Origin of the sequence: Streptomyces sp. NPDC050619 (assembly GCF_040654815.1) — a bacterium.
Lineage (GTDB): Bacteria > Actinomycetota > Actinomycetes > Streptomycetales > Streptomycetaceae > Streptomyces.
The window spans coordinates 81,085-102,056 of the sequence record NZ_JBFAIR010000004.1; the positions used below are offsets into that span (position 1 = coordinate 81,085).

The 20,972-nt window shown below is 69.2% G+C and carries 19 protein-coding genes and 2 pseudogenes; 14 read left to right on the top strand and 7 right to left on the bottom strand.

Annotated elements, in window-relative coordinates; all coding sequences use genetic code 11:
* Positions 1 to 118 precede the first annotated feature (118 nt).
* The 6 genes from AB0I77_RS08695 (at position 119) to AB0I77_RS08720 (ending at position 8,547) form a co-directional block, all read left to right on the top strand.
* On the top strand, positions 119 to 856 hold the full coding sequence (locus AB0I77_RS08695) for a response regulator transcription factor (RefSeq protein WP_280891693.1): 738 nt from the start codon (positions 119 to 121) through the stop codon (positions 854 to 856).
* Positions 853 to 1,959: an ATP-binding protein gene (locus AB0I77_RS08700; RefSeq protein WP_363281673.1), complete on the top strand. Its 1,107-nt coding sequence runs from the start codon at positions 853 to 855 to the stop codon at positions 1,957 to 1,959. The genes AB0I77_RS08695 and AB0I77_RS08700 overlap by 4 nt, the downstream gene beginning before the upstream one ends.
* A gap of 281 nt (positions 1,960 to 2,240) precedes the next feature.
* The gene (locus AB0I77_RS08705) at positions 2,241 to 6,068 is read left to right on the top strand and encodes a multifunctional oxoglutarate decarboxylase/oxoglutarate dehydrogenase thiamine pyrophosphate-binding subunit/dihydrolipoyllysine-residue succinyltransferase subunit (protein ID WP_363281674.1); all 3,828 of its coding nucleotides are present in this window, start codon (positions 2,241 to 2,243) and stop codon (positions 6,066 to 6,068) included.
* Between the two features lie 143 nt (positions 6,069 to 6,211).
* Positions 6,212 to 6,397, top strand: coding sequence for a DUF6104 family protein (locus tag AB0I77_RS08710; RefSeq protein WP_030190019.1), 186 nt, complete (start codon positions 6,212 to 6,214; stop codon positions 6,395 to 6,397).
* A 133-nt stretch (positions 6,398 to 6,530) separates the two neighbouring features.
* The gene (locus tag AB0I77_RS08715) at positions 6,531 to 7,475 is read left to right on the top strand and encodes a hypothetical protein (RefSeq protein WP_363281675.1); all 945 of its coding nucleotides are present in this window, start codon (positions 6,531 to 6,533) and stop codon (positions 7,473 to 7,475) included.
* A gap of 1 nt (position 7,476) precedes the next feature.
* Complete coding sequence (locus tag AB0I77_RS08720) at positions 7,477 to 8,547, top strand: helix-turn-helix transcriptional regulator (protein WP_363281676.1); 1,071 nt, start codon at positions 7,477 to 7,479, stop codon at positions 8,545 to 8,547.
* 563 nt (positions 8,548 to 9,110) lie between these two features.
* On the opposite strand, the gene AB0I77_RS08725 is transcribed toward AB0I77_RS08720, so the two are convergent.
* The 4 genes from AB0I77_RS08725 to AB0I77_RS08740 form a co-directional block, all read right to left on the bottom strand.
* Positions 9,111 to 9,695, bottom strand: a complete 585-nt coding sequence (locus AB0I77_RS08725) for a Clp protease N-terminal domain-containing protein (RefSeq protein ID WP_363281677.1) — start codon at positions 9,693 to 9,695, stop codon at positions 9,111 to 9,113.
* Positions 9,695 to 9,904, bottom strand: a complete 210-nt coding sequence (locus AB0I77_RS08730) for a helix-turn-helix domain-containing protein (protein ID WP_363281678.1) — start codon at positions 9,902 to 9,904, stop codon at positions 9,695 to 9,697. The genes AB0I77_RS08725 and AB0I77_RS08730 overlap by 1 nt, the downstream gene beginning before the upstream one ends.
* 114 nt (positions 9,905 to 10,018) lie before the next feature.
* Complete coding sequence (locus AB0I77_RS08735) at positions 10,019 to 10,984, bottom strand: zinc-binding dehydrogenase (protein ID WP_363281679.1); 966 nt, start codon at positions 10,982 to 10,984, stop codon at positions 10,019 to 10,021.
* 343 nt (positions 10,985 to 11,327) lie between these two features.
* Positions 11,328 to 12,551, bottom strand: coding sequence for an NADP-dependent malic enzyme (locus AB0I77_RS08740; RefSeq protein ID WP_363281680.1), 1,224 nt, complete (start codon positions 12,549 to 12,551; stop codon positions 11,328 to 11,330).
* A gap of 640 nt (positions 12,552 to 13,191) precedes the next feature.
* On the opposite strand from AB0I77_RS08740, the gene AB0I77_RS08745 reads away from it, so the two are divergent.
* From AB0I77_RS08745 to AB0I77_RS08755, 3 genes are read left to right on the top strand one after another with little or no spacing between them, the layout of a single operon-like run.
* Positions 13,192 to 14,142: an ABC transporter substrate-binding protein gene (locus tag AB0I77_RS08745; RefSeq protein ID WP_363281681.1), complete on the top strand. Its 951-nt coding sequence runs from the start codon at positions 13,192 to 13,194 to the stop codon at positions 14,140 to 14,142.
* Between the two features lie 33 nt (positions 14,143 to 14,175).
* Positions 14,176 to 15,117 carry an amino acid ABC transporter permease gene (locus AB0I77_RS08750; RefSeq protein ID WP_363281682.1) on the top strand — a complete coding sequence of 314 codons (942 nt, stop codon included), beginning with the start codon at positions 14,176 to 14,178 and terminating at the stop codon, positions 15,115 to 15,117.
* A 50-nt stretch (positions 15,118 to 15,167) separates the two neighbouring features.
* A complete protein-coding gene (locus AB0I77_RS08755; protein ID WP_363282062.1) occupies positions 15,168 to 15,920 on the top strand; it encodes an amino acid ABC transporter ATP-binding protein in 753 nt (250 codons plus the stop codon).
* A gap of 103 nt (positions 15,921 to 16,023) precedes the next feature.
* On the opposite strand, the gene AB0I77_RS08760 is transcribed toward AB0I77_RS08755, so the two are convergent.
* The gene (locus tag AB0I77_RS08760) at positions 16,024 to 16,803 is read right to left on the bottom strand and encodes a class I SAM-dependent methyltransferase (protein WP_363282063.1); all 780 of its coding nucleotides are present in this window, start codon (positions 16,801 to 16,803) and stop codon (positions 16,024 to 16,026) included.
* A gap of 160 nt (positions 16,804 to 16,963) precedes the next feature.
* Between AB0I77_RS08760 and AB0I77_RS08765 the strand changes: the two genes are divergently transcribed.
* A complete protein-coding gene (locus tag AB0I77_RS08765; protein ID WP_363281683.1) occupies positions 16,964 to 17,593 on the top strand; it encodes a CGNR zinc finger domain-containing protein in 630 nt (209 codons plus the stop codon).
* Here AB0I77_RS08765 and sodX read toward each other — a convergent pair.
* The gene (sodX, locus tag AB0I77_RS08770) at positions 17,497 to 17,931 is read right to left on the bottom strand and encodes a nickel-type superoxide dismutase maturation protease (RefSeq protein WP_363281684.1); all 435 of its coding nucleotides are present in this window, start codon (positions 17,929 to 17,931) and stop codon (positions 17,497 to 17,499) included. The genes AB0I77_RS08765 and sodX overlap by 97 nt on opposite strands.
* A gap of 145 nt (positions 17,932 to 18,076) precedes the next feature.
* On the opposite strand from sodX, the gene sodN reads away from it, so the two are divergent.
* Positions 18,077 to 18,472, top strand: a complete 396-nt coding sequence (sodN, locus tag AB0I77_RS08775) for a superoxide dismutase, Ni (RefSeq protein ID WP_030928916.1) — start codon at positions 18,077 to 18,079, stop codon at positions 18,470 to 18,472.
* A 76-nt stretch (positions 18,473 to 18,548) separates the two neighbouring features.
* Here sodN and AB0I77_RS08780 read toward each other — a convergent pair whose 3' ends face one another.
* Entirely contained in the window at positions 18,549 to 18,695 is a 147-nt protein-coding gene (locus AB0I77_RS08780; protein WP_363281685.1) for a hypothetical protein, read from the bottom strand.
* A gap of 125 nt (positions 18,696 to 18,820) precedes the next feature.
* Here AB0I77_RS08780 and AB0I77_RS08785 point away from each other — a divergent pair, with 125 nt between their 5' ends.
* From AB0I77_RS08785 to AB0I77_RS08795, 3 genes and pseudogenes are all read left to right on the top strand, one after another.
* The gene (locus AB0I77_RS08785) at positions 18,821 to 19,207 is read left to right on the top strand and encodes a hypothetical protein (protein ID WP_363281686.1); all 387 of its coding nucleotides are present in this window, start codon (positions 18,821 to 18,823) and stop codon (positions 19,205 to 19,207) included.
* A pseudogene (locus AB0I77_RS08790) lies at positions 19,191 to 19,826 on the top strand (caspase family protein); the annotation flags it as partial. The gene AB0I77_RS08785 and the pseudogene AB0I77_RS08790, both read left to right, overlap by 17 nt.
* A gap of 192 nt (positions 19,827 to 20,018) precedes the next feature.
* Positions 20,019 to 20,972 (top strand): annotated as a pseudogene (locus tag AB0I77_RS08795) (PAS domain S-box protein); the annotation flags it as partial.

Genomic DNA, 20,972 nt, shown 5'->3' on the forward strand with positions numbered 1-20,972 from the left:
CGCGGTGACTCCCCGTACTCTGCTCACCTGACGCCGATCATTCAAGCGTCAAGCGCAGTCATGCGCGGACAAGGGATCACCCCACATGGTTCCGGAAAGCACACCTCAGGGGCGGGCGATGGAGCAGACACACACCTCCCACAACGGCACGGCGGCTACCCCGGGCGCACAGCGCCGGGTCCTGGTCGTCGAAGACGATCCGACGATCGTGGACGCCATCGCGACCCGCCTGCGCGCCGAGGGATTCCTCGTGCAAACGGCGGTGGACGGTCCGTCCGCCGTGGACACGGCCGAGGCCTGGCAGCCCGATCTGCTGATCCTCGACATCATGCTGCCCGGCTTCGACGGTCTGGAGGTCTGCCGGCGCGTGCAGGCCGCCCGTCCGGTGCCGGTCCTCATGCTCACCGCGCGCGACGACGAGACCGACATGCTGGTCGGGCTCGGGGTCGGCGCCGACGACTACATGACCAAGCCGTTCTCGATGCGGGAGCTGGCCGCGCGGGTGCACGTCCTGCTGCGCCGCGTCGAGCGGGCCGCGCTGGCCGCCGCGACACCGCGCAGCGGCATCCTGCGGCTCGGCGAGCTGGAGATCGACCACGCGCAGCGCCGGGTGCGGGTGCGCTCCGAGGACGTCCATCTGACGCCGACGGAGTTCGACCTCCTGGTCTGCCTGGCGAACACCCCGCGCGCGGTGCTCTCCCGTGAGCAGCTGCTGGCCGAGGTGTGGGACTGGGCGGACGCCTCCGGCACCCGCACGGTCGACAGCCACATCAAGGCGCTGCGGCGGAAGATCGGCGCCGAGCGGATCCGCACGGTGCACGGCGTGGGCTACGCCCTGGAGACGCCGACGCCATGAGCGACGGGCCGGCCGGTCGGAGAGGCCCCGGGGACCCCTGGGGCGGCGTACGCCCGTTCTCGATCAAGACGAAGCTGGGTGCGCTGGTCGTCACTTCGGTGCTGATCACCACCGGGCTTTCGATGATCGCGGTGCAGACCAAGACGGAGCTGCGCTTCATCACGGTCTTCTCGATGATCGCCACCCTGCTGATCACGCAGTTCGTGGCGCACTCGCTCACCGCGCCGCTGGACGACATGAACGCGGTGGCCCGGGCCATCTCGCACGGCGACTACACGCGCCGGGTGCGCGAACACCGCCGGGACGAGCTGGGCGACCTGGCCCAGACGATCAACCGCATGGCGGACGACCTGGAGGCCCAGGAACAGCAGCGCAAGGAGCTCGTGGCGAATGTCTCGCACGAGTTGCGCACACCCATCGCGGGCCTGCGGGCCGTGCTGGAGAACATCGTCGACGGCGTCACGGAGGCCGACCCCGAGACGATGCGCACGGCCCTGAAACAGACGGAGCGGCTCGGTCGCCTGGTCGAGACGCTGCTGGACCTCTCCCGCCTCGACAACGGCGTCGTACCGCTGAAGAAGCGCCGTTTCGAGGTGTGGCCGTATCTGTCGGGCGTGCTGAAGGAGGCCAACATGGTCGCCTCCGCGCGCGCGGGCATCGCCTCCGGCTCCGGCAGCCACACGCGTACGGACGTGCATCTGCACCTCGACGTGACCCCGCCGGAGCTGGCCGCGCACGCGGACCCGGAGCGGATCCACCAGGTCGTGGCCAATCTCATCGACAACGCCGTCAAGCACAGCCCGCCGCACGGCCGGGTCACGGTCAAGGCGCGGCGCGGCCCGGCCCCCGAGTCCCTCGAGCTGGAGGTGCTGGACGAGGGACCCGGCATCCCCAGGTCGGAGTGGCACCGCGTCTTCGAGCGGTTCAACCGTGGCAGCGTCAACCGGCCGCACGGCCCCGGCAGCGACGGCGGTACGGGTCTGGGGCTGGCGATCGCCCGCTGGGCGGTGGATCTGCACGGCGGTCGGATCGGGGTGGCCGAATCCGAGCGGGGTTGCCGGATCCTTGTCACCCTTCCGGGACTTCCATCTTTGCCAAGTTGACGTAAAGTTCGAAGTGGAGCCACAAGATCCACGGGCGTCCGTGCTGACGGACACGTGTGATCAGGCAGAGGCCCGCGCCTTCGTCGCGCCTGGGCCTGGCCCGCTCATCCCTTGGACAGGGGAACCTGGCTTGTTTCCCGCCATTTCCAGCCCCGAAACCCGCTCTTCGATGTGACTTACACGACGATGAACGGGCCCGACCTGACCTTCACCGCCTGGGAGGCGTAGCCTTTATTCCCGCTGTCCATCACCTTGTGAAGCGGAAGAGGGCGGTTGCCGCCGTGTCGCCACAGTCCCCCAGTAACTCGAGCATCTCGACCGACGCAGACCAAGCGGGCAAGAACCCCGCTGCGGCGTTCGGACCCAATGAGTGGCTCGTCGATGAGATCTATCAGCAGTACCTCCAGGACCCGAATTCGGTAGACCGAGCCTGGTGGGACTTCTTCGCCGACTACAAGCCGGGGGCGCCCGCCGCCTCGGCCCCGTCGGGTACTGCGGCCGCGGGGGCCGCAGGGACCACCACCGCCCGGCCCGCACCCGCTGCTCCACCGGCCCAGGCCGCCCCGGCACCCGCCGCCCCGCAGCCCGCGGCCGCCGCTCCGGCGCCCGCGCGGGCCGCCGCGCCGGCTCAGGCCGCTGCCCCGGCCAAGGCCGCGGCTCCGGCTTCCGCTCCGGCTCCGGCGAAGCCCGCCGCCGCGAAGCCCAAGGCCGAGCCCGCCGCCGCGGCCCCCGCGGCTCCCGAGGGTCCGGAGTTCGTGACGCTGCGCGGCCCCGCCGCCGCGGTCGCGAAGAACATGAACGCTTCCGTCGAGGTCCCCACGGCCACGTCCGTGCGCGCGGTCCCGGTGAAGCTGCTCTTCGACAACCGCATCGTCATCAACAACCACCTCAAGCGGGCCCGGGGCGGGAAGATCTCCTTCACGCACCTCATCGGGTACGCGATGGTGCAGGCCATCAAGGCCATGCCGTCGATGAACCACTCCTTCGCGGAGAAGGACGGCAAGCCGACCCTGGTCAAGCCCGCGCACATCAACTTCGGCCTCGCCATCGACCTGGTGAAGCCCAACGGTGACCGCCAGCTGGTCGTCGCGGGCATCAAGAAGGCCGAGACGCTGAACTTCTTCGAGTTCTGGCAGGCCTACGAGGACATCGTCCGCCGCGCCCGTGACGGCAAGCTGACGATGGACGACTTCACCGGCGTGACCGTGTCGCTGACCAACCCCGGCGGCCTCGGCACCGTCCACTCGGTGCCGCGTCTGATGCCCGGCCAGTCGGTCATCATGGGCGTCGGCTCGATGGACTACCCGGCGGAGTTCCAGGGCACGTCCCAGGACACGCTCAACAAGCTGGGCATCTCCAAGGTCATGACCCTGACGTCGACGTACGACCACCGGGTCATCCAGGGCGCCGCCTCGGGCGAGTTCCTCCGCATCGTCGCGAACCTCCTCCTCGGCGAGAACGGCTTCTACGACGAGATCTTCGAGGCGCTGCGCATCCCCTACGAGCCGGTCCGCTGGCTCAAGGACATCGACGCCTCGCACGACGACGACGTCACCAAGGCCGCCCGCGTCTTCGAGCTGATCCACTCCTACCGGGTCCGCGGCCATGTCATGGCCGACACCGACCCGCTGGAGTACCGCCAGCGCAAGCACCCCGACCTGGACATCACCGAGCACGGGCTCACCCTGTGGGACCTGGAGCGCGAGTTCGCGGTCGGCGGCTTCGCCGGCAAGTCGATGATGAAGCTGCGCGACATCCTCGGCGTGCTGCGTGACTCCTACTGCCGCACCACCGGCGTCGAGTTCATGCACATCCAGGACCCCAAGCAGCGCAAGTGGATCCAGGACCGCATCGAGCGCTCGCACACCAAGCCGGAGCGCGAGGAGCAGCTGCGGATCCTGCGCCGGCTGAACGCGGCGGAGGCCTTCGAGACCTTCCTCCAGACCAAGTACGTCGGCCAGAAGCGCTTCTCCCTGGAGGGCGGCGAGTCCGTCATCCCGCTGCTCGACGCGGTCATCGACTCGGCCGCCGAGTCCCGCCTGGACGAGGTCGTCATCGGCATGGCCCACCGCGGCCGGCTGAACGTTCTCGCCAACATCGTCGGCAAGTCGTACGCCCAGATCTTCCGCGAGTTCGAGGGCAACCTCGACCCGAAGTCGATGCACGGCTCCGGCGACGTGAAGTACCACCTGGGCGCCGAGGGCACCTTCACCGGTCTCGACGGCGAGCAGATCAAGGTCTCCCTGGCCGCGAACCCCTCCCACCTGGAGGCGGTCGACCCGGTCCTGGAGGGCATCGCCCGCGCCAAGCAGGACATCATCAACAAGGGCGGTACGGACTTCACGGTCCTGCCGGTGGCCCTCCACGGCGACGCGGCCTTCGCGGGCCAGGGCGTGGTCGCGGAGACCCTGAACATGTCGCAGCTGCGCGGTTACCGCACCGGCGGCACGGTTCACATCGTCATCAACAACCAGGTCGGCTTCACCGCCGCGCCGGAGTCGGCCCGCTCCTCCATGTACGCCACGGACGTGGCCCGCATGATCGAGGCGCCGATCTTCCACGTGAACGGCGACGACCCGGAGGCCGTGGTCCGCGTGGCCCGCCTGGCCTTCGAGTTCCGCCAGGCGTTCAACAAGGACGTCGTGATCGACCTGATCTGCTACCGCCGCCGCGGTCACAACGAGTCGGACAACCCGGCCTTCACCCAGCCGCTGATGTACGACCTGATCGACAAGAAGCGCTCGGTGCGCAAGCTGTACACCGAGTCGCTGATCGGTCGCGGTGACATCACGCTGGAAGAGGCCGAGCAGGCCCTTCAGGACTACCAGGGCCAGCTGGAGAAGGTCTTCACGGAGGTCCGCGAGGCCACCTCGCAGCCCGCCTCGGTGGAGCCCTCGGACCCGCAGGCGGAGTTCCCGGTCTCCGTGAGCACCGCGATCTCCACGGAGGTCGTCAAGCGGATCGCCGAGTCCCAGGTCAACGTCCCCGACAACATCACCGTCCACCCGCGTCTGCTGCCGCAGTTGCAGCGCCGGGCGACCATGGTCGAGGACGGCACGATCGACTGGGGCATGGGCGAGACCCTCGCCGTCGGCTCCCTCCTCCTGGAGGGCGTCCCGGTCCGGCTGTCCGGCCAGGACTCGCAGCGCGGCACGTTCGGCCAGCGCCACGCGGTACTGATCGACCGCGCCACGGGCGACGAGTTCACGCCGCTGCTGTACCTCGCGGAGGACCAGGCCCGGTACAACGTCTACAACTCCCTGCTGTCCGAGTACGCGGCGATGGGCTTCGAGTACGGCTACTCGCTGGCCCGCCCCGAGGCGCTCGTGATGTGGGAGGCGCAGTTCGGCGACTTCGTCAACGGCGCGCAGACGGTCGTGGACGAGTTCATCTCGTCGGCGGAGCAGAAGTGGGGCCAGACGTCCGGCGTCACGCTGCTCCTCCCGCACGGCTACGAGGGCCAGGGCCCGGACCACTCCTCGGCCCGCCCGGAGCGCTTCCTCCAGATGTGCGCCCAGAACAACATGACGGTCGCGATGCCGACGCTCCCGTCGAACTACTTCCACCTTCTGCGCTGGCAGGTGCACAACCCGCACCACAAGCCGCTGATCGTCTTCACCCCGAAGTCGATGCTGCGCCTCAAGGCGGCGGCCTCGAAGGCGGAGGAGTTCACCAACGGCCAGTTCCGCCCGGTCATCGGCGACGCGTCGGTCGACCCGGCCGCCGTCAAGAAGGTCGTCTTCACCGCCGGCAAGGTCTACTACGACCTGGACGCCGAGCGGAAGAAGCGCGGCGTCACGGACACGGCGATCATCCGCATCGAGCGCCTGTACCCGGTCCCGGGTGCCGAGCTCCAGGCCGAGATCGCCAAGTACCCGAACGTCGAGAAGTACCTGTGGGCCCAGGAGGAGCCGGCCAACCAGGGCGCCTGGCCGTTCATCGCCCTCAACCTGATCGACCACCTGGACCTGGCGGTCGGCGCGGACGTGCCCCACGGCGAGCGCCTGCGGCGCATCTCGCGCCCGCACGGCTCTTCCCCGGCGGTGGGTTCCGCGAAGCGGCACCAGGCCGAGCAGGAGCAGCTGGTGCGCGAGGTGTTCGAGGCGTGAGGCCTTAAGGCCGTCAGGCCTCGGCCAGTAACGCTGTACGTCGCTGAAGGCCCGGTCCCGCGTCATGCGGGGCCGGGCCTTCGTGCTGCCGCGGCCCGCTAGCCTTGCTGAATACCACCCCTTATCCCCCAGCGGAGCATCCCTTGTACTTCACCGACCGAGGCATCGAAGAACTCGAGAAGCGGCGCGGCGAGGAGGAGGTCACCTTCGAGTGGCTCGCCGAGCAGCTGCGGACCTTCGTCGATCTGAACCCGGATTTCGAGGTGCCGGTGGAGCGTCTGGCGACGTGGCTGGCGCGGTTGGACGACGAGGACGAGGACGAGGAGTAGGAGCTGGAGCTGGAGCTGGAGCTCCTGAGGTTCTGGGTGCCGTCAGCCGCGAGTGTCTTGACTTTCCGTTTCCGCGATATATCGTGAATACGAGGAGACGCGATATGGCGCGTTGCGACGGGGAGGTTGCACCATGCCCGAGTGGTCCGTCACGGAGCCCGGCAAGCTCACGTTCGACAATCCCGTCACGGCCCTCCACGTACGCATCGTCGACGGAACGGTGAACGTGGTGGGCACGGACGAAGGTTCCGCCCGCCTGGAGATTTCCGAGATCAAGGGGCCACCCCTGATGGTGACCCAGGAGGGCGGCACACTCACGGTGGCGTACGACGACCTGCCATGGAAGGGCTTCCTCAAGTGGCTCGACCGGAAGGGCTGGCGGCGCAGTGCCGTCGTCTCCCTGGCCGTCCCGGCCGAGACCCTCGTCGAGGTGGGCGTGGTCAGCGCCGGTGCCGTCGTCTCCGGGATGCGCGGGCCGTCCGTGGTGAAGGGCGTCACCGGTGACACGACACTGGTCGGGCTCTCCGGCCCGGTGCGCGCCGACACGGTCTCCGGGAACCTGGAGGCCCAGGCCGTCACCGGCGACCTCCGGTTCAACTCCGTCTCCGGCGACCTGACCGTCGTCGCGGGCTCCGGCCCCTCCGTGCGGGCCGACTCGGTCAGCGGTTCCATGATCGTCGACCTCGATCCGGAGGGGCCCACCGACGTCAGGCTGACCAGCGTCTCGGGCGAGATCGCCATCCGGCTGCCCCAGCCCGCCGACGCCGAAGTCGAGGCCAACACCGCGAGCGGCACCATCTCCAACGCCTTCGACGGCCTTCGGGTGCACGGCCAGTGGGGCGCTCACAAGATCACCGGCCGCCTCGGCGCGGGCACCGGCAAGCTGCGGGCGACGACCGTCTCCGGTTCGATCGCCCTGCTGCGTCGTCCGCCCAGGGCGGACGACGAGAACGAGGCCGAGGACAAGGCGTGGGACCTCGACGAGACCTCCGCAACGCGTGCGGAGACCGCCGATTCCGGGGCCGGCGCCCCGGCCGACGGCACGACCGACGGCCCGACCGACAAGAAGGTGCTCTGACATGGCCCCCGTCTTCGCCCACGGCCGCCTCCGCCTCTACCTGCTGAAGCTGCTGGACGAGGCCCCGCGCCACGGTTACGAGGTGATCCGTCTCCTGGAGGAGCGCTTCCAGGGGCTGTACGCGCCGTCCGCGGGCACCGTGTATCCGCGTCTGGCCAAGCTGGAGGCCGAGGGTCTGGTCACCCACACCACCGAGGGCGGCCGCAAGGTGTACGCCATCACGGACGCGGGCCGCGCCGAACTGGCCGACCGCAGCGGCGAACTGGCCGACCTGGAGCTGGAGATCCGCGAGTCGGTGGCGGAGCTCGCCGCCGAGATCCGTGCCGATGTGCGCGGCGCCGCGGGTGACCTGCGACGCGAGATGCGGGCCGCGGCCTCCGAGGCGCGACGAGGGACCGCGGCCGGGTCCGCGGGCGCCGGCGCGGGCGCCAAGCCCGGCGGCGAACAGGGCAGCCCCTTCGGGGACTACGGCGAGTACGGCGACAAGGAGTCGTGGCGCGCCGCCAAGGAGGAGATGCGCCGCGTCAAGCAGGAGTGGAAGGAGCAGGCCCGGCGCGCCAAGGACGAGAGCAGGCGAGCCCGCGAGGAGGCCCAGCGGGCCCGCCGCCAGGCCAAGGAGGCGCAGGATCGGGCCCGGGAACAGGCTCAGGAGGAGATGCAGCGCATCGCCCGGCGCGTCCAGGACCAGGTGCAGGACCACTTCGCACGGGGCGACTGGCCGACGGGTGTGCGAGAGGGCCTGACCGAACTGGCCAAGGAGTTCGGCGAGTTCGGAAAGGACTTCGGCTTCGGCGGCCGTGGCCACGGCAACGCCGAGAAGACGGCACCGGCACCTGACTACTCGTACACCCCGGAGGACTTCCCCGCCGAGTACGAACCGTCATGGGCCCATGAGGACCCCACCGGCGAACCGGCCCGCGACCTGGACCGCCTCCTGGACCGCTTCCGGGACGACATCCGCGACGCCGCCCGGGACCACGGAATCACCCCCGACCAGCTCCGCGACGCCCGCCGCCACCTCTCGACGGCAGCGGCACACATCGGGGCACTGCTGCGAGCACCAAAGTCCTGAACCGCGCGCTTCCGTCGGTATTGGGCGACGGGGCCGGGATTCCCTGTCGGTGGGCGACGGGACCGGGGTTCCTGTCGGCTGGGGGCTGCTCCGGATGGGCCGGGGGTTGGCTCCCCGTCGGCCAGGGCTGCTCCGTATGGGGCGGGGGCTTCCCGTCGGCCGGTGGCGCCACATCGGCCGGGGGCTCCCCATCAGCCGGGGTTCCCCGTCGGCCGGTGGTCCCCCGTCAGCCGGGGTGCCCCGTCGGCCGGTGGCCCCGCGTCAGCCGGGGTGCCCCGTCGGCCGGTGGCCCCGCGTCAGCCGGGGTTCCCCGTCGGCCGGTGGCCCCGCGTCAGCCGGGGCTCCCCCGTCAGCCGAGGTGCCCCATCGGCCGGTGGCCCCGCGTCGGCCGGGGTTCCCCGTCGGCCGGTGGCACCACATCGGCCGACGGGAACCCCGTCGCGGAGCCGCCCCATCAGGCGATGGCCCCGCGTCAGCCGGGCTCCCCATCAGCCGATGGCCCCCTGCCAGCCGATTGCCCCCTGCCAGCCGAGGATGCCCCATCAGACAAGGGACCGCCCCCCTCAGCCCGCCTTGGCCTCTCCCTCGCCGTACAGCACACGCGTCAGCCCCTCGTACGTCACGCCGTGGTCGGCGAGGACCTCGGCGGGGACGCCGGGGCGGGCGGTGAGGGCCAGCAGGATGTGTTCGTCGCCGATATGACGGTCACGGCGGGCGACAGCGATACGCAGGGCCTTCTCCAGGGTGTCCTTCGCGCTCCGGCCGAAGGGGCGGCGCCCGAACCGCGCGGGTCCGGAGGCAGGGCGCCTGCCCTTGTCCTGCCGGTCGCCGGACATCGCCCCGACGCCGTGCACCTCCTCGACCCGGGCGACGATCTCCGAGACGTCGATCCCCAGCCCCGCCAGGGCGTCGGCCTCGGCCTGGGACAGTCCGGCGCGCCGCCGCGCCTCGGTCAGCGCCCGCCGTACCGACTCCTTGCGCTCGGCGAGTCCGAGCGCCGCCAGACCGAAGGAGGCGCGAGAGGCCTCCCGGTCCAGCAGGGCGAGCAGCACGTGGTCCGCGCCGACGGACTGCGCCCCCGACCGGTCGGCATGCTCGACCGCCCCTCGCACCACGTCCCGGGCATCCTTCGTGAACCGCTCGAACATCAACGCCTCCCGTACTTCTTGTGCACGGCCTGCCTGCTCACACCGAGTTCCGCGGCGATCTCCTGCCACGACCAGCCCTGATTGCGCGCACTGCGCACCTGCACCGCCTCCAGCTGCTCCACCAGCCTGCGCAGCGCGGCGACGGCCCGCAGCCCGATCCGGGGGTCGCGGTCGCCCGCGCGCTCGGCAAGATCCGTTGCTTCGGTCATGGCGTCAACTTACGTTGACACACCCGACCTGTCAACCGCAGTTGACACGACCAACGGCCGGCCCGGAAAACCGGACCGGCCGTTGGGAAAGAAGAAAGAGCCGTTGACCGACCGCTAACCGTTCGTGAGGACGATCTTTCCGAACTGCCCCCCGGACTCCATCCGTTCGAACCCCTCGCGGGCCCGGTCGAGCGGGAGCACCTCGTCGATGACGGGACGTACGCCGGCGGCGGCGCAGAAGGAGAGCAGGTCCTCCAACTCGTCCTTGGTCCCCATCGTCGACCCCACGACCTTGAGTTCCAGGAAGAAGATCCGGGTCAGCTCGGCGTGCGAGGGCCGGTCGCCGCTGGTGGCACCGGAGATGACGATCGTGCCTCCGGGCTTCAGCGACTTGACCGAGTGCGACCAGGTGGCGGCTCCAACCGTCTCGATCACGGCGTCGACGCGCTGCGGCAGCCGCGCCCCCGACTCCACCGCCTCGACAGCGCCCAGCTCCACCGCCCGCTTCCGCTTGGCCTCGTCCCGGCTGGTCGCGAAGACCCGCAGCCCCGCCGCCTTGCCGAGCACGATGGCGGCCGTGGCGACACCGCCGCCGGCGCCCTGTACGAGCACGGAGTCACCGGGCCGGACGCCGGCGTTCGTAAAGAGCATCCGGTACGCCGTCAGCCAGGCCGTGGGCAGACAGGCGGCCTCCTCGAAGGAGAGTTCCTTGGGCTTGGGCAGGACATTCCAGGTCGGCACGGTGACCTGCTCGGCGAACGTCCCCTGGTAGCGCTCGGTGAGGATGGAGGGGGGCTCCTTCGGGCCGACGCCGTGGCCGGTCCGGCCGATGACGGAGTGCAGGACGACCTCGTTGCCGTCCTCGTCGATACCTGCGGCGTCGCAGCCGAGGATCATCGGCCGTTTGTCCTCCGCGAGGCCGACGCCGCGCAGGGACCAGAGGTCGTGGTGGTTGAGGGAAGCGGCCTTGACGTTGACGACACTCCAGCCGGCACGGGCCTCGGGAGCCGGACGCTCCCCCAACTCCAGGCCGGAAAGCGGCTGGTCGCGGTCGATTCGGGCGGCGTAGACAGCGAACATGACCTTGACGATAGGCTCCGCCGGCGGTGCGGGGAACGGTCGGGCCGTGTGACACTCACCCTCTTCGTTTCCGGCGCCCGGTGTTGGTGCGGGCGTTACTGGGGGCCGCCGCCCCCAGACCCCCGCTGTCGGCCTGAACGGCATCGCCCTCAAGCGCCGGACGGGCTGAAGTACCCCGCCCGGCACCAAGCACCAAACGCACCCGCACCCACCCGCACCCGCCGAACCACCCCAGCCCCGCCTCAAGACGCCCCCACGCCACCCGAACGGACGGGCGGGTGGGTAAAAAAATGGCCCCGCCCAAACGGACGGAGCCATTCAAAGGCACCAAAGGCACGGCACCTCAGCGCCGAGCAACCCCCTCCGCCCGAGCAGCCGCAGCCACCGCGGACGTCACCGCAGGCGCCACCCGCTCGTCGAACGGCGACGGAATCACATAGTCCGCGGCGAGATCGTCCCCGACCACCGACGCCAGCGCCTCGGCCGCTGCCAGCTTCATCCCCTCGGTGATCCGGGAGGCCCGCACCTGCAGCGCCCCCGCGAAGATCCCCGGGAACGCCAGCACGTTGTTGATCTGGTTCGGGAAGTCCGACCGCCCGGTCGCCACGACCGCCGCGTACTTGTGCGCGACATCGGGGTGCACCTCGGGGTTCGGGTTGGCCATCGCGAAGACGAAGGCACCCTCCGCCATCGAGGCGACCGCCGGCTCCGGCACCGTACCGCCGGAAACGCCGATGAAGACGTCGGCGCCCTCCAGAGCGGCCTCCAGCGATCCGGTGATCCCGGCCTTGTTCGTGAAGGAGGCCAGCTCCCGCTTCACGGACGTCAGGTCGTCCCGGTCCCCGGACACGATGCCCTTGCGGTCGGCGACGGCGACGTCCCCGATCCCGGCCTCCACCAGCATCTTCGCGATGGCGACGCCGGCCGCGCCCGCCCCGGAGATGACCGCCCGAAGCTCTCCGATCCCGCGGCCCGTCAGCTTCGCCGCGTTCCGCAGCGCCGCCAGCGTCACGACCGCCGTACCGTGCTGGTCGTCGTGGAAGACCGGAATGTCCAGCCGCTCCTGGAGCTTCCGCTCGATCTCGAAGCACCGCGGCGCCGAGATGTCCTCCAGGTTGACCCCGCCGAAGGACGGCGAGAACCGCACCACGGTCTCGACGATCTCGTCCACATCCGTGCAGTTCAGGGCGATCGGGACGGCGTCCACACCGCCGAACTGCTTGAACAGGATCGCCTTGCCCTCCATCACCGGGAGGGAGGCCTCGGGGCCGATGTCCCCGAGTCCGAGCACGGCCGTACCGTCCGTCACGACGGCGACGACCGACGACTTCCATGTGTAGTCGTGGACCAGGTCCGGCTGCTCGGCGATGGCGCTGCACACCTTCGCCACACCAGGTGTGTACGCCAGGGACAGGTCGTCCTTGTCGCGGACCGGCACGGTGGCCTGCACGGCCATCTTGCCGCCGCGGTGCAGCGCGAACGCCGGATCGAAGGAGTCGAGGGGCTCGGCCCCGGCCTCCTGCTCCGTACTGCTGTCGCTGCGAGGATTGACGATCTCCGCTGCCACTTTGTTCTACCCCTTAGGTCTGCATGGTTTGAGGGTGGCCACTCCTGGTTGAGAAGTGGGCGGGCACCGCGCACGGCCCGGGTCCGACACGTACGGGATACGTACGGGCACATACGCGACGGGCGCGCCGCACACGCGCCCTGAGCCCCGGATGAGGGGTGTAAAGAACCTTCTTACCGGACGGACGGCATCGGCGACGAGTCCATAGCGCAAGGTCACATGCCGGGAAACGACGAGGCCCGGGCAGGTGACATGGATCATGGCGCAAGATCCGGCCCAAGTTCTGGACCGCCCCTTGACGACCGCTCGCACGCCACTGAACCGGCCTCGACCAGGCACGGAGCCGACGCCCGGATCCCGTCACGCACCGAAGATCTTCCGGCCGGAAGGACAGATTCCCGCAGATGGTGCGGTCGGGATGTACCGACCTGGTGCGGTTCGGGGGTCGCCCGTTATCTGATTTTGACATGGCTGCGTCCCTGATTGCCTTCGTCCAAATGGCAAGATGCGGTCATCACACGAGGTCGCGACACTCGAAGACGTGTGCTCTTGTCGACCCAAGCCCCATGGCACCTGCCGAACCCATCGGCGGACTGCCCGCCCCATCGGCAACTCCACCCATCCGCCGGAGGAACCCACCATGACCGCACGCTCCACCCGTCGTACGACCGCAGCGCACTCCCGGCTAGCAGCGGTCGGTGCGATCGCGGTCGCAGGCACCCTGCTGCTCACCGGATGCGGTGACCAGACCAAGGACGAGGACTCGGGCAGCACCACGACCGCGGCCCCGCTGGCCGACAAGCTGCCGCAGGAGATCCGCGACCAGGGCGTTATCAAGGTCGGCTCCGACATCGCCTACGCGCCCGTCGAGTTCAAGGACAGCTCCGGCAAGACGGTCGGTATCGACCCGGACCTCGCCGCCGCGATGGGCAAGCAGCTCGGTGTGACGTTCGACTTCCAGAACGGCACGTTCGACACCCTGATCACGGGTCTGCGCTCCAAGCGGTACGACATCGCCATGTCCGCGATGACCGACACCAAGGACCGCCAGGAGGGCGTCGACCCCGACACCGGCAAGAAGGTCGGTGAAGGCGTCGACTTCGTGGACTACTTCACCGCCGGTGTCTCGATCTACACCAAGAAGGGCGACGACCAGGGCATCAAGACCTGGTCCGACCTCTGCGGCAAGAGGATCGTCCTCCAGCGCGGCACGGTATCCGAGGACCTCGCCAAGGCCGAGGCGAAGAAGTGCACCGGCGGCAAGACCATCGCCATCGAGGCCTTCGACAACGACCAGCAGGCCCAGACCCGCCTGCGCGCGGGCGGCGCCGACGCGGGCTCCTCCGACTTCCCCGTGGCCGCGTACGCCGTGAAGACCTCCGGCGGCGGCAAGGACTTCCAGCTCGTCGGCGAACAGGTCGAGGCGGCGCCGTACGGCATCGCGGTCGCCAAGGACCAGACCCAGCTGCGGGACGCCCTGAAGGCCGCGATGGACGCCGTCATCAAGAGCGGCGAGTACGAGAAGATCCTCACGAAGTGGGGCGCCGAGGACGGCGCCGTCAAGGAAGCCGCCATCAACGGAGGCAAGTGACCGCACGGCCGCGGCCACTGAAAGGCAACATCGGTGACTGTTGACACAGACAAGACGGACGGGCCGGCGGACACCCCGCCGGCCGGCCCGGAGGCCATCAAGGCCATCCCGGTCCGGCACTACGGGCGGTACGTCTCCGCCGTCGTCGCGATCGCGCTGCTCGTCGCGATCGTCTACGCGTTCTCCCAGGGCGACATCAACTGGGGCGCGATTCCCGACTACTTCTTCAACGACCGCATCCTCGGCGGTGTGGGCAAGACGCTCCTGCTGACCGTCCTGTCCATGCTGATCGGCATCGTGGGCGGCATCGTGCTCGCGGTGATGCGCCTGTCGAAGAACCCGGTGACCTCGTCCATCGCCTGGTTCTACATCTGGTTCTTCCGCGGCACCCCGGTCCTGGTCCAGCTCATCGTCTGGTTCAACCTGGGCCTCGTCTTCACCTACATCGACCTCGGTCCGATCTACAAGGACTACTGGTCGAGCTTCATGACACCGCTGCTGACAGCGCTGCTGGGGCTGGGCCTGAACGAGGCCGCGTACATGGCCGAGATCTGCCGCGCGGGCCTGCTCTCGGTCGACGAGGGCCAGACCGAGGCGGCGCACGCGCTGGGCATGAGTCACAACAAGACCTTGCGCCGCATCGTGATCCCGCAGGCGATGCGCGTGATCGTGCCGCCCACGGGCAACGAGGTCATCAACATGCTGAAGACGACCTCGCTGGTGTCCGTGGTCCAGTACTCGGAGCTGCTCCGCGTAGCCCAGGACATCGGCCAGACCTCCGGCGCCCCGGCCGAGATGCTGTTCCTGGCGGCGGCCTGGTACCTGCTGCTGACCTCGGTGTTCAGCGTCGGTCAGTACTATCTGGAGCGGTACTACGCCCGCGGCTCCAGCCGCCAGCTGGCGCCGACACCGCTTCAGAAGGTGAAGGCCAACCTGCTGTCGCTGGGCCGGGCGAAGGGAGGCGTGCGCGCATGACCGACAAGACGAGCGAGACGGACCAGCCCGTGCGGCACTCCACCGTCCCGATGGTCAAGGCCGAGGGCGTCCACAAGTCCTTCGGTCTCCTCGAGGTCCTCAAGGGCATAGACCTGGAGGTGAGGACCGGCGAGGTCTTCTGCCTCATCGGCCCCTCCGGCTCCGGCAAGAGCACGTTTCTCCGGTGCATCAACCATCTTGAGAAGATCAACGCCGGTCGCCTGTACGTCGACGGCGAGCTGGTCGGCTACCGCCAGAAGGGCGACAAGCTGTACGAGCTCAAGGACACCGAGGTCGCGCAGAAGCGGCGGGACATCGGCATGGTCTTCCAGCGCTTCAACCTGTTCCCGCACATGACGGCCATGGACAACGTCATGGAGGCGCCGACCCAGGTCAGGGGCAAGAACCGGGCCGAGGCGAGGGAGCGCGCGCAGCAACTGCTCGACCAGGTCGGCCTGGCCGACAAGGCGAGCAGCTATCCCTCGCAGCTCTCCGGCGGCCAGCAGCAGCGCGTGGCGATCGCCCGGGCCCTCGCCATGGACCCGAAGCTGATGCTCTTCGACGAGCCGACCTCGGCCCTCGACCCGGAGCTGGTCGGCGACGTCCTCGACGTCATGCGCGACCTCGCCGAGTCCGGCATGACGATGATCGTCGTCACCCACGAGATGGGCTTCGCCCGCGAGGTCGGCGACAGCCTGGTCTTCATGGACGACGGTGCGGTGGTCGAGTCCGGCAGCCCGCGGGACGTCCTGACGAACCCGCGGCACGAGCGGACGCAGGCCTTCCTGTCCAAGGTGCTGTGACGTTTCGCTGAAAGAGCTCAAAGAGCTCGAGCAAGGGGGCGGTACGGAGACTTCCGTACCGCCCCTTTCCGAACCGCCTCTTGCCGTTCGGTACGCTCCGGCGCTACTTCAACGCGAGCAGCAGCGTGTCCGAAGGCGAGCACCACACCGGCCGCGCCTCGCCGAAGCCCTTCTCGCGCAGCACGCGCGCGTGCCACTCCGGGGAGGGCGTGTCGCCCGCGGCGTGCTCGCCGTAGATCTCGAAGCGCTGGGCGGTGGGCTCGGCGAGGACCGGGTCCTTGCCGGCCAGCTGCCACCACTCGGCCCAGTCCAGGGCGCCGTCCCGCTTGGCCTGATCCATGCGGGCGTGCCGCTGGGCCCGCTCGGCCGCGTTGATCCGGGGCGTGGACTCGTCGATCATGTGGTCCGCGTTCATGAAGACACCGCCGTCGCGGACGAGCTCCGCGATCTGACCGTAGAGGGCCGCGAGGGGTTCGCTGTGCAGCCAGTGAAGGGCCGTGGCGGTCAGAACGGCGTCGTACGAGTCGTACGGCAGCTTCGCGGGCCAGTCGGGGTCCTTGAGGTCGGCGGTGACGAAGGAGACCCGCTCGTCGCCCGCGAAGGTGCCGCGGGCGATGGCGAGGAGCGCCGGGTCGAGGTCGACGCCGGTGCTGGTGGCCTGCGGGAACCGGTCGAACAGCCGGGCCGTGATACTGCCCGTGCCGCACGCGAGGTCCAGGACGCGCGGCGCGGTGCCGACGAGGGCCTCGACCATGTCGAGCATGATCCGGAAGCGTTCCTCCCGGTCCGGCAGGTACCACTCCTGCTGCCGGTCCCAGCTCTCCTGCCAGGCCGGCCAGTCGGCACCGGCGGTGCTGGTGCCCGTGTCCGTGTTCGCATCCATCATGGAACCCCTCCGTCGCGCGATGTCACGCCATACAGGTCACGCCAATACAGGCCACGCCATACAGGCCACGTAATGCATGTCACGTAATACCCTGGAAGCACGACCGGCTGTTACCCGACCGCACCACGACCCTAGAGCGCCTCCGTAAGGACTACAAGTGGAACTGGCCTATTACTCGGACTACGCTGTACGCCTCGTCAACAGCGAGGAACCGGCCCGGGGCAAGGACACACTGACCTCGGTCGAGGCGATCCACGGCCTCTTCGGCGGCAACGAGGGGGTGGCCCGGCGCGCCACGGACGCGGACGTCACCCGTTTCCGGGGCGTACGGGCCCGGCTGCGGGCGGTGTTCGAGGCCGCGGACACGGGCAACGAGACGCTGGCGGTGGACCTGTTGAACTCCCTGCTCCTGGAGTTCCCGGTGAGCCCGCAGATCTCCGGCCACGACTACCGGGACGACGAGGGCCGCCCGCTGTGGCACATGCACCTGGCGGACCACCCGTCCAACGCGACCGCCGGCTACGCGGCCATAGCGGCGATGGGCCTGGCCTTCCACCTGACGGAGTACGGCGTGGACCGCCTGGGCCTGTGCGAGGCGGCGCCGTGCCGCAACTCCTACCTGGACACGTCCACGAACCGCTCCCGGCGCTACTGCTCCGACCGCTGCGCCACCCGCGCCAACGTGGCGGCCTACCGCGCCCGGAAGCGCCTTGAGGCGGACCGGTCGGACAGGACGAGCCTGGCGGCCGAGAGCGCCCAGCGCGCGACGGCGAACGGCGAACGCTGATCCGCCCGACGCGGCCGGTAGCGGAAGCGGACCTTGCCCAGGACCAGTTCGTCGGGCACGATCCCGTAATCCGTACTGTCGCCACCGGCGTACGCGTTGTCCCCGAGCACCCACCAGCCGCCCTCACGGCGCTCCGTCGCCCGCTTGACGACGAGCAGGTCCTGCTGGAACGGATGGCGCAGGACGACCACGTCACCGGGCCTGATCCGGGCCCCCCACTGCACGACGAGCTGATCCCCGTGGCTGAGCGTCGGCACCATGGACGGCCCCGTCACCTCGGCCAGCCCGAAAGGCAGTACGGCCCCCTTGCGCTCGGTCTCCTGCGACAGCTCCGGCATCACCCGGCACCTCCCCGATTCATCCTCCACCAGTCCCAGTCTCACCCCGGACTTTTGCCCTAAGCCCATGGGGGCACCCGCGAAATCCCCTCCCTCAGGGAGTAATGTCCCACCTGAGAAGACGATCACGAGGAAGGATTGCTACATGCTTTCCCGCCTGTTCGCCCCCAAGGTCAAGGTCAGCGCCCACTGCGACCTGCCGTGCGGCGTGTACGACCCGGCCCAGGCCCGCATCGAGGCGGAGTCGGTCAAGGCCGTCCAGGAAAAGATGGCCGGCAACGACGACCCGCACTTCCAGGCACGCGCCACCGTCATCAAGGAGCAGCGTGCCGAGCTGGCCAAGCACCACGTCTCCGTACTGTGGAGCGACTACTTCAAGCCCCCGCACTTCGAGAAGTACCCGGAGCTGCACCAGCTGGTCAACGACGCCCTGAAGGCCCTCTCGGCCGCCAAGGGTTCCACTGACCCGGCCACCGGCCAGAAGGCCCTGGACTACATCGCCCAGATCGACAAGATCTTCTGGGAGACCAAGAAGGCCTGACCACAAGTCAGCCTCCCCGACCGGCGATCGGTGCACCATCGCGGGTCGACGGGCATCCCGAAGGGGCTCGGTCGGATCACTCCGGCCGGGCCCCTTCGAGGTTTCCCAGCAGGGTCACGCACAGCACCTCAGATCCGCCCACGCCCGGGTACGAGGCCATGTGCGCGATGACCGGCTCTGGATCGCGGACCGTGATGGTGCCGGGGAGTTCGATCGTCTCCACACTGCCCTGGACTGACCGTACGGTGGCGAAGGTGAGAGACGGCTCGCCAAACGGTAGCCTCTTTGGCAGTGAGGGGCGCGGGGGACAAGGGGCTGCGGGTGCAGTTGAAGCTTGAGTTCCGAGACATGCGGGTGCCGGAGGCCGAGTTGCGGTCGCTGCACATGTGGCTGATGGCGGACCCAGTCGCCCGCCGCCATGCGAAGCCGACGCTCGGTACTTCACGATCCTTGCCACCAGGTGCTCAGGGCAACACAGTTGACCTGGTGTCGCTCGTGGTGACCTCTGGTTTCAATGCCGCGTCGCTCGCCATGTCGCTGGTCGCCTGGCGCGCGACACGTCCGCAGCGTCCGACCGTGACCGTGGATCGCCCCGGCGGTCCGACGATCACGATCTCGGACTCCTCCCCCGAAGAGGCCCGGCGTCTCATCGAGTTGTTGGTCGACGACTCCGGCGGCACCGGCGAGCCCGACGACTTCGGCGGTTCCGGGGGCCCGGATGGCCTCTCCGCCTGATCCCTCCGCCTCACGAGCGGTGCTCATAGGCGCCGGCTCCTACGAGACGCTCGACGGCGTGCCCGCCGTGGCGCACAGCGCGGAGACGCTCGGGAGCCTCTTCACCCAACAGGACATCTGGGGGCTTCCACCCGACCATTGCCGCGTGGTGCTGAACCCTCAGACCCCGCGGCAACTGTCCAAACCGGTGGCCGAGGCGGCCCAGGGGGCAACGGACACGCTGGTCGTCTACTACGCGGGACACGGTCTCATCGAGCCCCGAACAGGCGAGCTTCACTTGGCCGTCGGGGACAGCGACTGGATGTCGGTGCACGACACTGCGGCGCCGTATGAGTGGATCCGGCGTTCGATCGAGCAGAGCCCCGCCGCCCGGAAGATCGTCGTGGTCGACTGCTGCTACAGCGCACGGGCCTTCGGTGTGCAATCGGCCGACGCCGGCACTGTTCTCGAAGTGGAAGGCACCTATCTACTCGCCGCCTCCGCCGAGAACGCCGTAGCGATCGCGCCCCCGGGCGAGCAGTACACGGCGTTCACCGGCGAACTGATCAGGTTGATCAGCAACGGGGTGCTGGAGGGCGGCGAGTTCCTCGACCTGGACACCGTCTACACGAAGCTACGCCTCGAACTCAGCATGAGGGGAAGACCCGAGCCCCACCGTCTGTGCCGCAACAGCCTGGGCAGAGCGCCCTTCATTCGGAACGTGGCGTACGAGCCGTTACCGACGGCGTCACGGCCCAGCTGGAGTACATGGACGGCCAGTCATACGACCAGCACCAATGCCTCGACGGACGCCACGGAGTCCGAGCCCTACATCCGTCTCGCCACCCTGCGGAGCCTGCTGGACCAGCTGATCCAGCAGCTCTCCCCTGCCCAGAGCCTCGCCGACACCCTTCAGACCGTCACCGTCGGGGTCGTCGTCGGCCTCGGCTACGAATTGGCCACCCTCAACCTCGTACGGCCGGACGGAGACCTCGTTGTCGCGGCCTTCGCGGGTAACGAACGCGCCGAGGCCCTGATCACGGGCCGCGTCGGCTCGCGCGCGTCGTGGGAGCGCCGTCTCTCGATGGGCGAGGCGTGGGGCGATCTGCGGTTCATCCCTCATGCAGAGGGCCGGGTGCTCGATGACGACGACGTGCCGCAGTGGCACACCGAGGGACTAGTGCCGAAGTTCGACGACGAGTGGCACCCCAGTGACCGGCTCTTCGCGCCCCTGTACTCCGTCGGCAGCCAGGGTCGGCAGGACCTCATCGGTGTCATCTCCGTCGACCGGCCGCGCAACGGACGTCGCCCCGGTGCCTGGGGGAGGGAAGCGCTCCAGATGTACGCCGCCCATGCCTCGGTTGCCATCGCCAACGCCCAGCTGAAGGCGAACATGAAACGTGCGCTGGCTCGTCTGGAGCGCGAGCAGCACGCACTCCGCGCCAGCGAGACCTCCTTCCGGGAAGCCTTCGAGTACGCACCCTCGGGCATGGCGTTGACCGAGCTGTTCGACGAACAGCCGGGCAGAGTCATACGTACGAACGACGCTCTGTGCCACATGCTGGGCAGATCGGCCACGGAAATGCGCCGCTGTACCTTCTCCGATCTCGTCCATCCCGAGGACGGGAACACCTTGCTGGCAACACCCGCCAGAGGAGGGAGAGCAGAGCTGCGGCTCGCCCACCGGGACGGCACATACGTATGGGTTTCCCTCCGAAACAGCGTCATCCCCGACAACACCTCCGCGCCGGCCCTCCTTCTCGTCCACGTCCACGACATCGAGGAA

Excerpts from the sequence above, each read along its gene's own strand:
- sodN (WP_030928916.1), top strand. The coding sequence starts at position 18,077 with ATGCTTTCCCGCCTGTTCGCCCCCAAGGTCAAGGTCAGCGCCCACTGC.
- AB0I77_RS08720 (WP_363281676.1), top strand. The coding sequence starts at position 7,477 with ATGGCCCCCGTCTTCGCCCACGGCCGCCTCCGCCTCTACCTGCTGAAG.
- AB0I77_RS08735 (WP_363281679.1), bottom strand. The coding sequence starts at position 10,984 with ATGTTCGCTGTCTACGCCGCCCGAATCGACCGCGACCAGCCGCTTTCC.
- AB0I77_RS08745 (WP_363281681.1), top strand. The coding sequence starts at position 13,192 with ATGACCGCACGCTCCACCCGTCGTACGACCGCAGCGCACTCCCGGCTA.
- AB0I77_RS08715 (WP_363281675.1), top strand. The coding sequence starts at position 6,531 with ATGCCCGAGTGGTCCGTCACGGAGCCCGGCAAGCTCACGTTCGACAAT.
- AB0I77_RS08785 (WP_363281686.1), top strand. The coding sequence starts at position 18,821 with ATGCGGGTGCCGGAGGCCGAGTTGCGGTCGCTGCACATGTGGCTGATG.
- AB0I77_RS08700 (WP_363281673.1), top strand. The coding sequence starts at position 853 with ATGAGCGACGGGCCGGCCGGTCGGAGAGGCCCCGGGGACCCCTGGGGC.
- AB0I77_RS08730 (WP_363281678.1), bottom strand. The coding sequence starts at position 9,904 with ATGACCGAAGCAACGGATCTTGCCGAGCGCGCGGGCGACCGCGACCCC.
- AB0I77_RS08725 (WP_363281677.1), bottom strand. The coding sequence starts at position 9,695 with ATGTTCGAGCGGTTCACGAAGGATGCCCGGGACGTGGTGCGAGGGGCG.
- AB0I77_RS08695 (WP_280891693.1), top strand. The coding sequence starts at position 119 with ATGGAGCAGACACACACCTCCCACAACGGCACGGCGGCTACCCCGGGC.
- sodX (WP_363281684.1), bottom strand. The coding sequence starts at position 17,931 with ATGCCGGAGCTGTCGCAGGAGACCGAGCGCAAGGGGGCCGTACTGCCT.
- AB0I77_RS08755 (WP_363282062.1), top strand. The coding sequence starts at position 15,168 with ATGGTCAAGGCCGAGGGCGTCCACAAGTCCTTCGGTCTCCTCGAGGTC.
- AB0I77_RS08760 (WP_363282063.1), bottom strand. The coding sequence starts at position 16,803 with ATGGATGCGAACACGGACACGGGCACCAGCACCGCCGGTGCCGACTGG.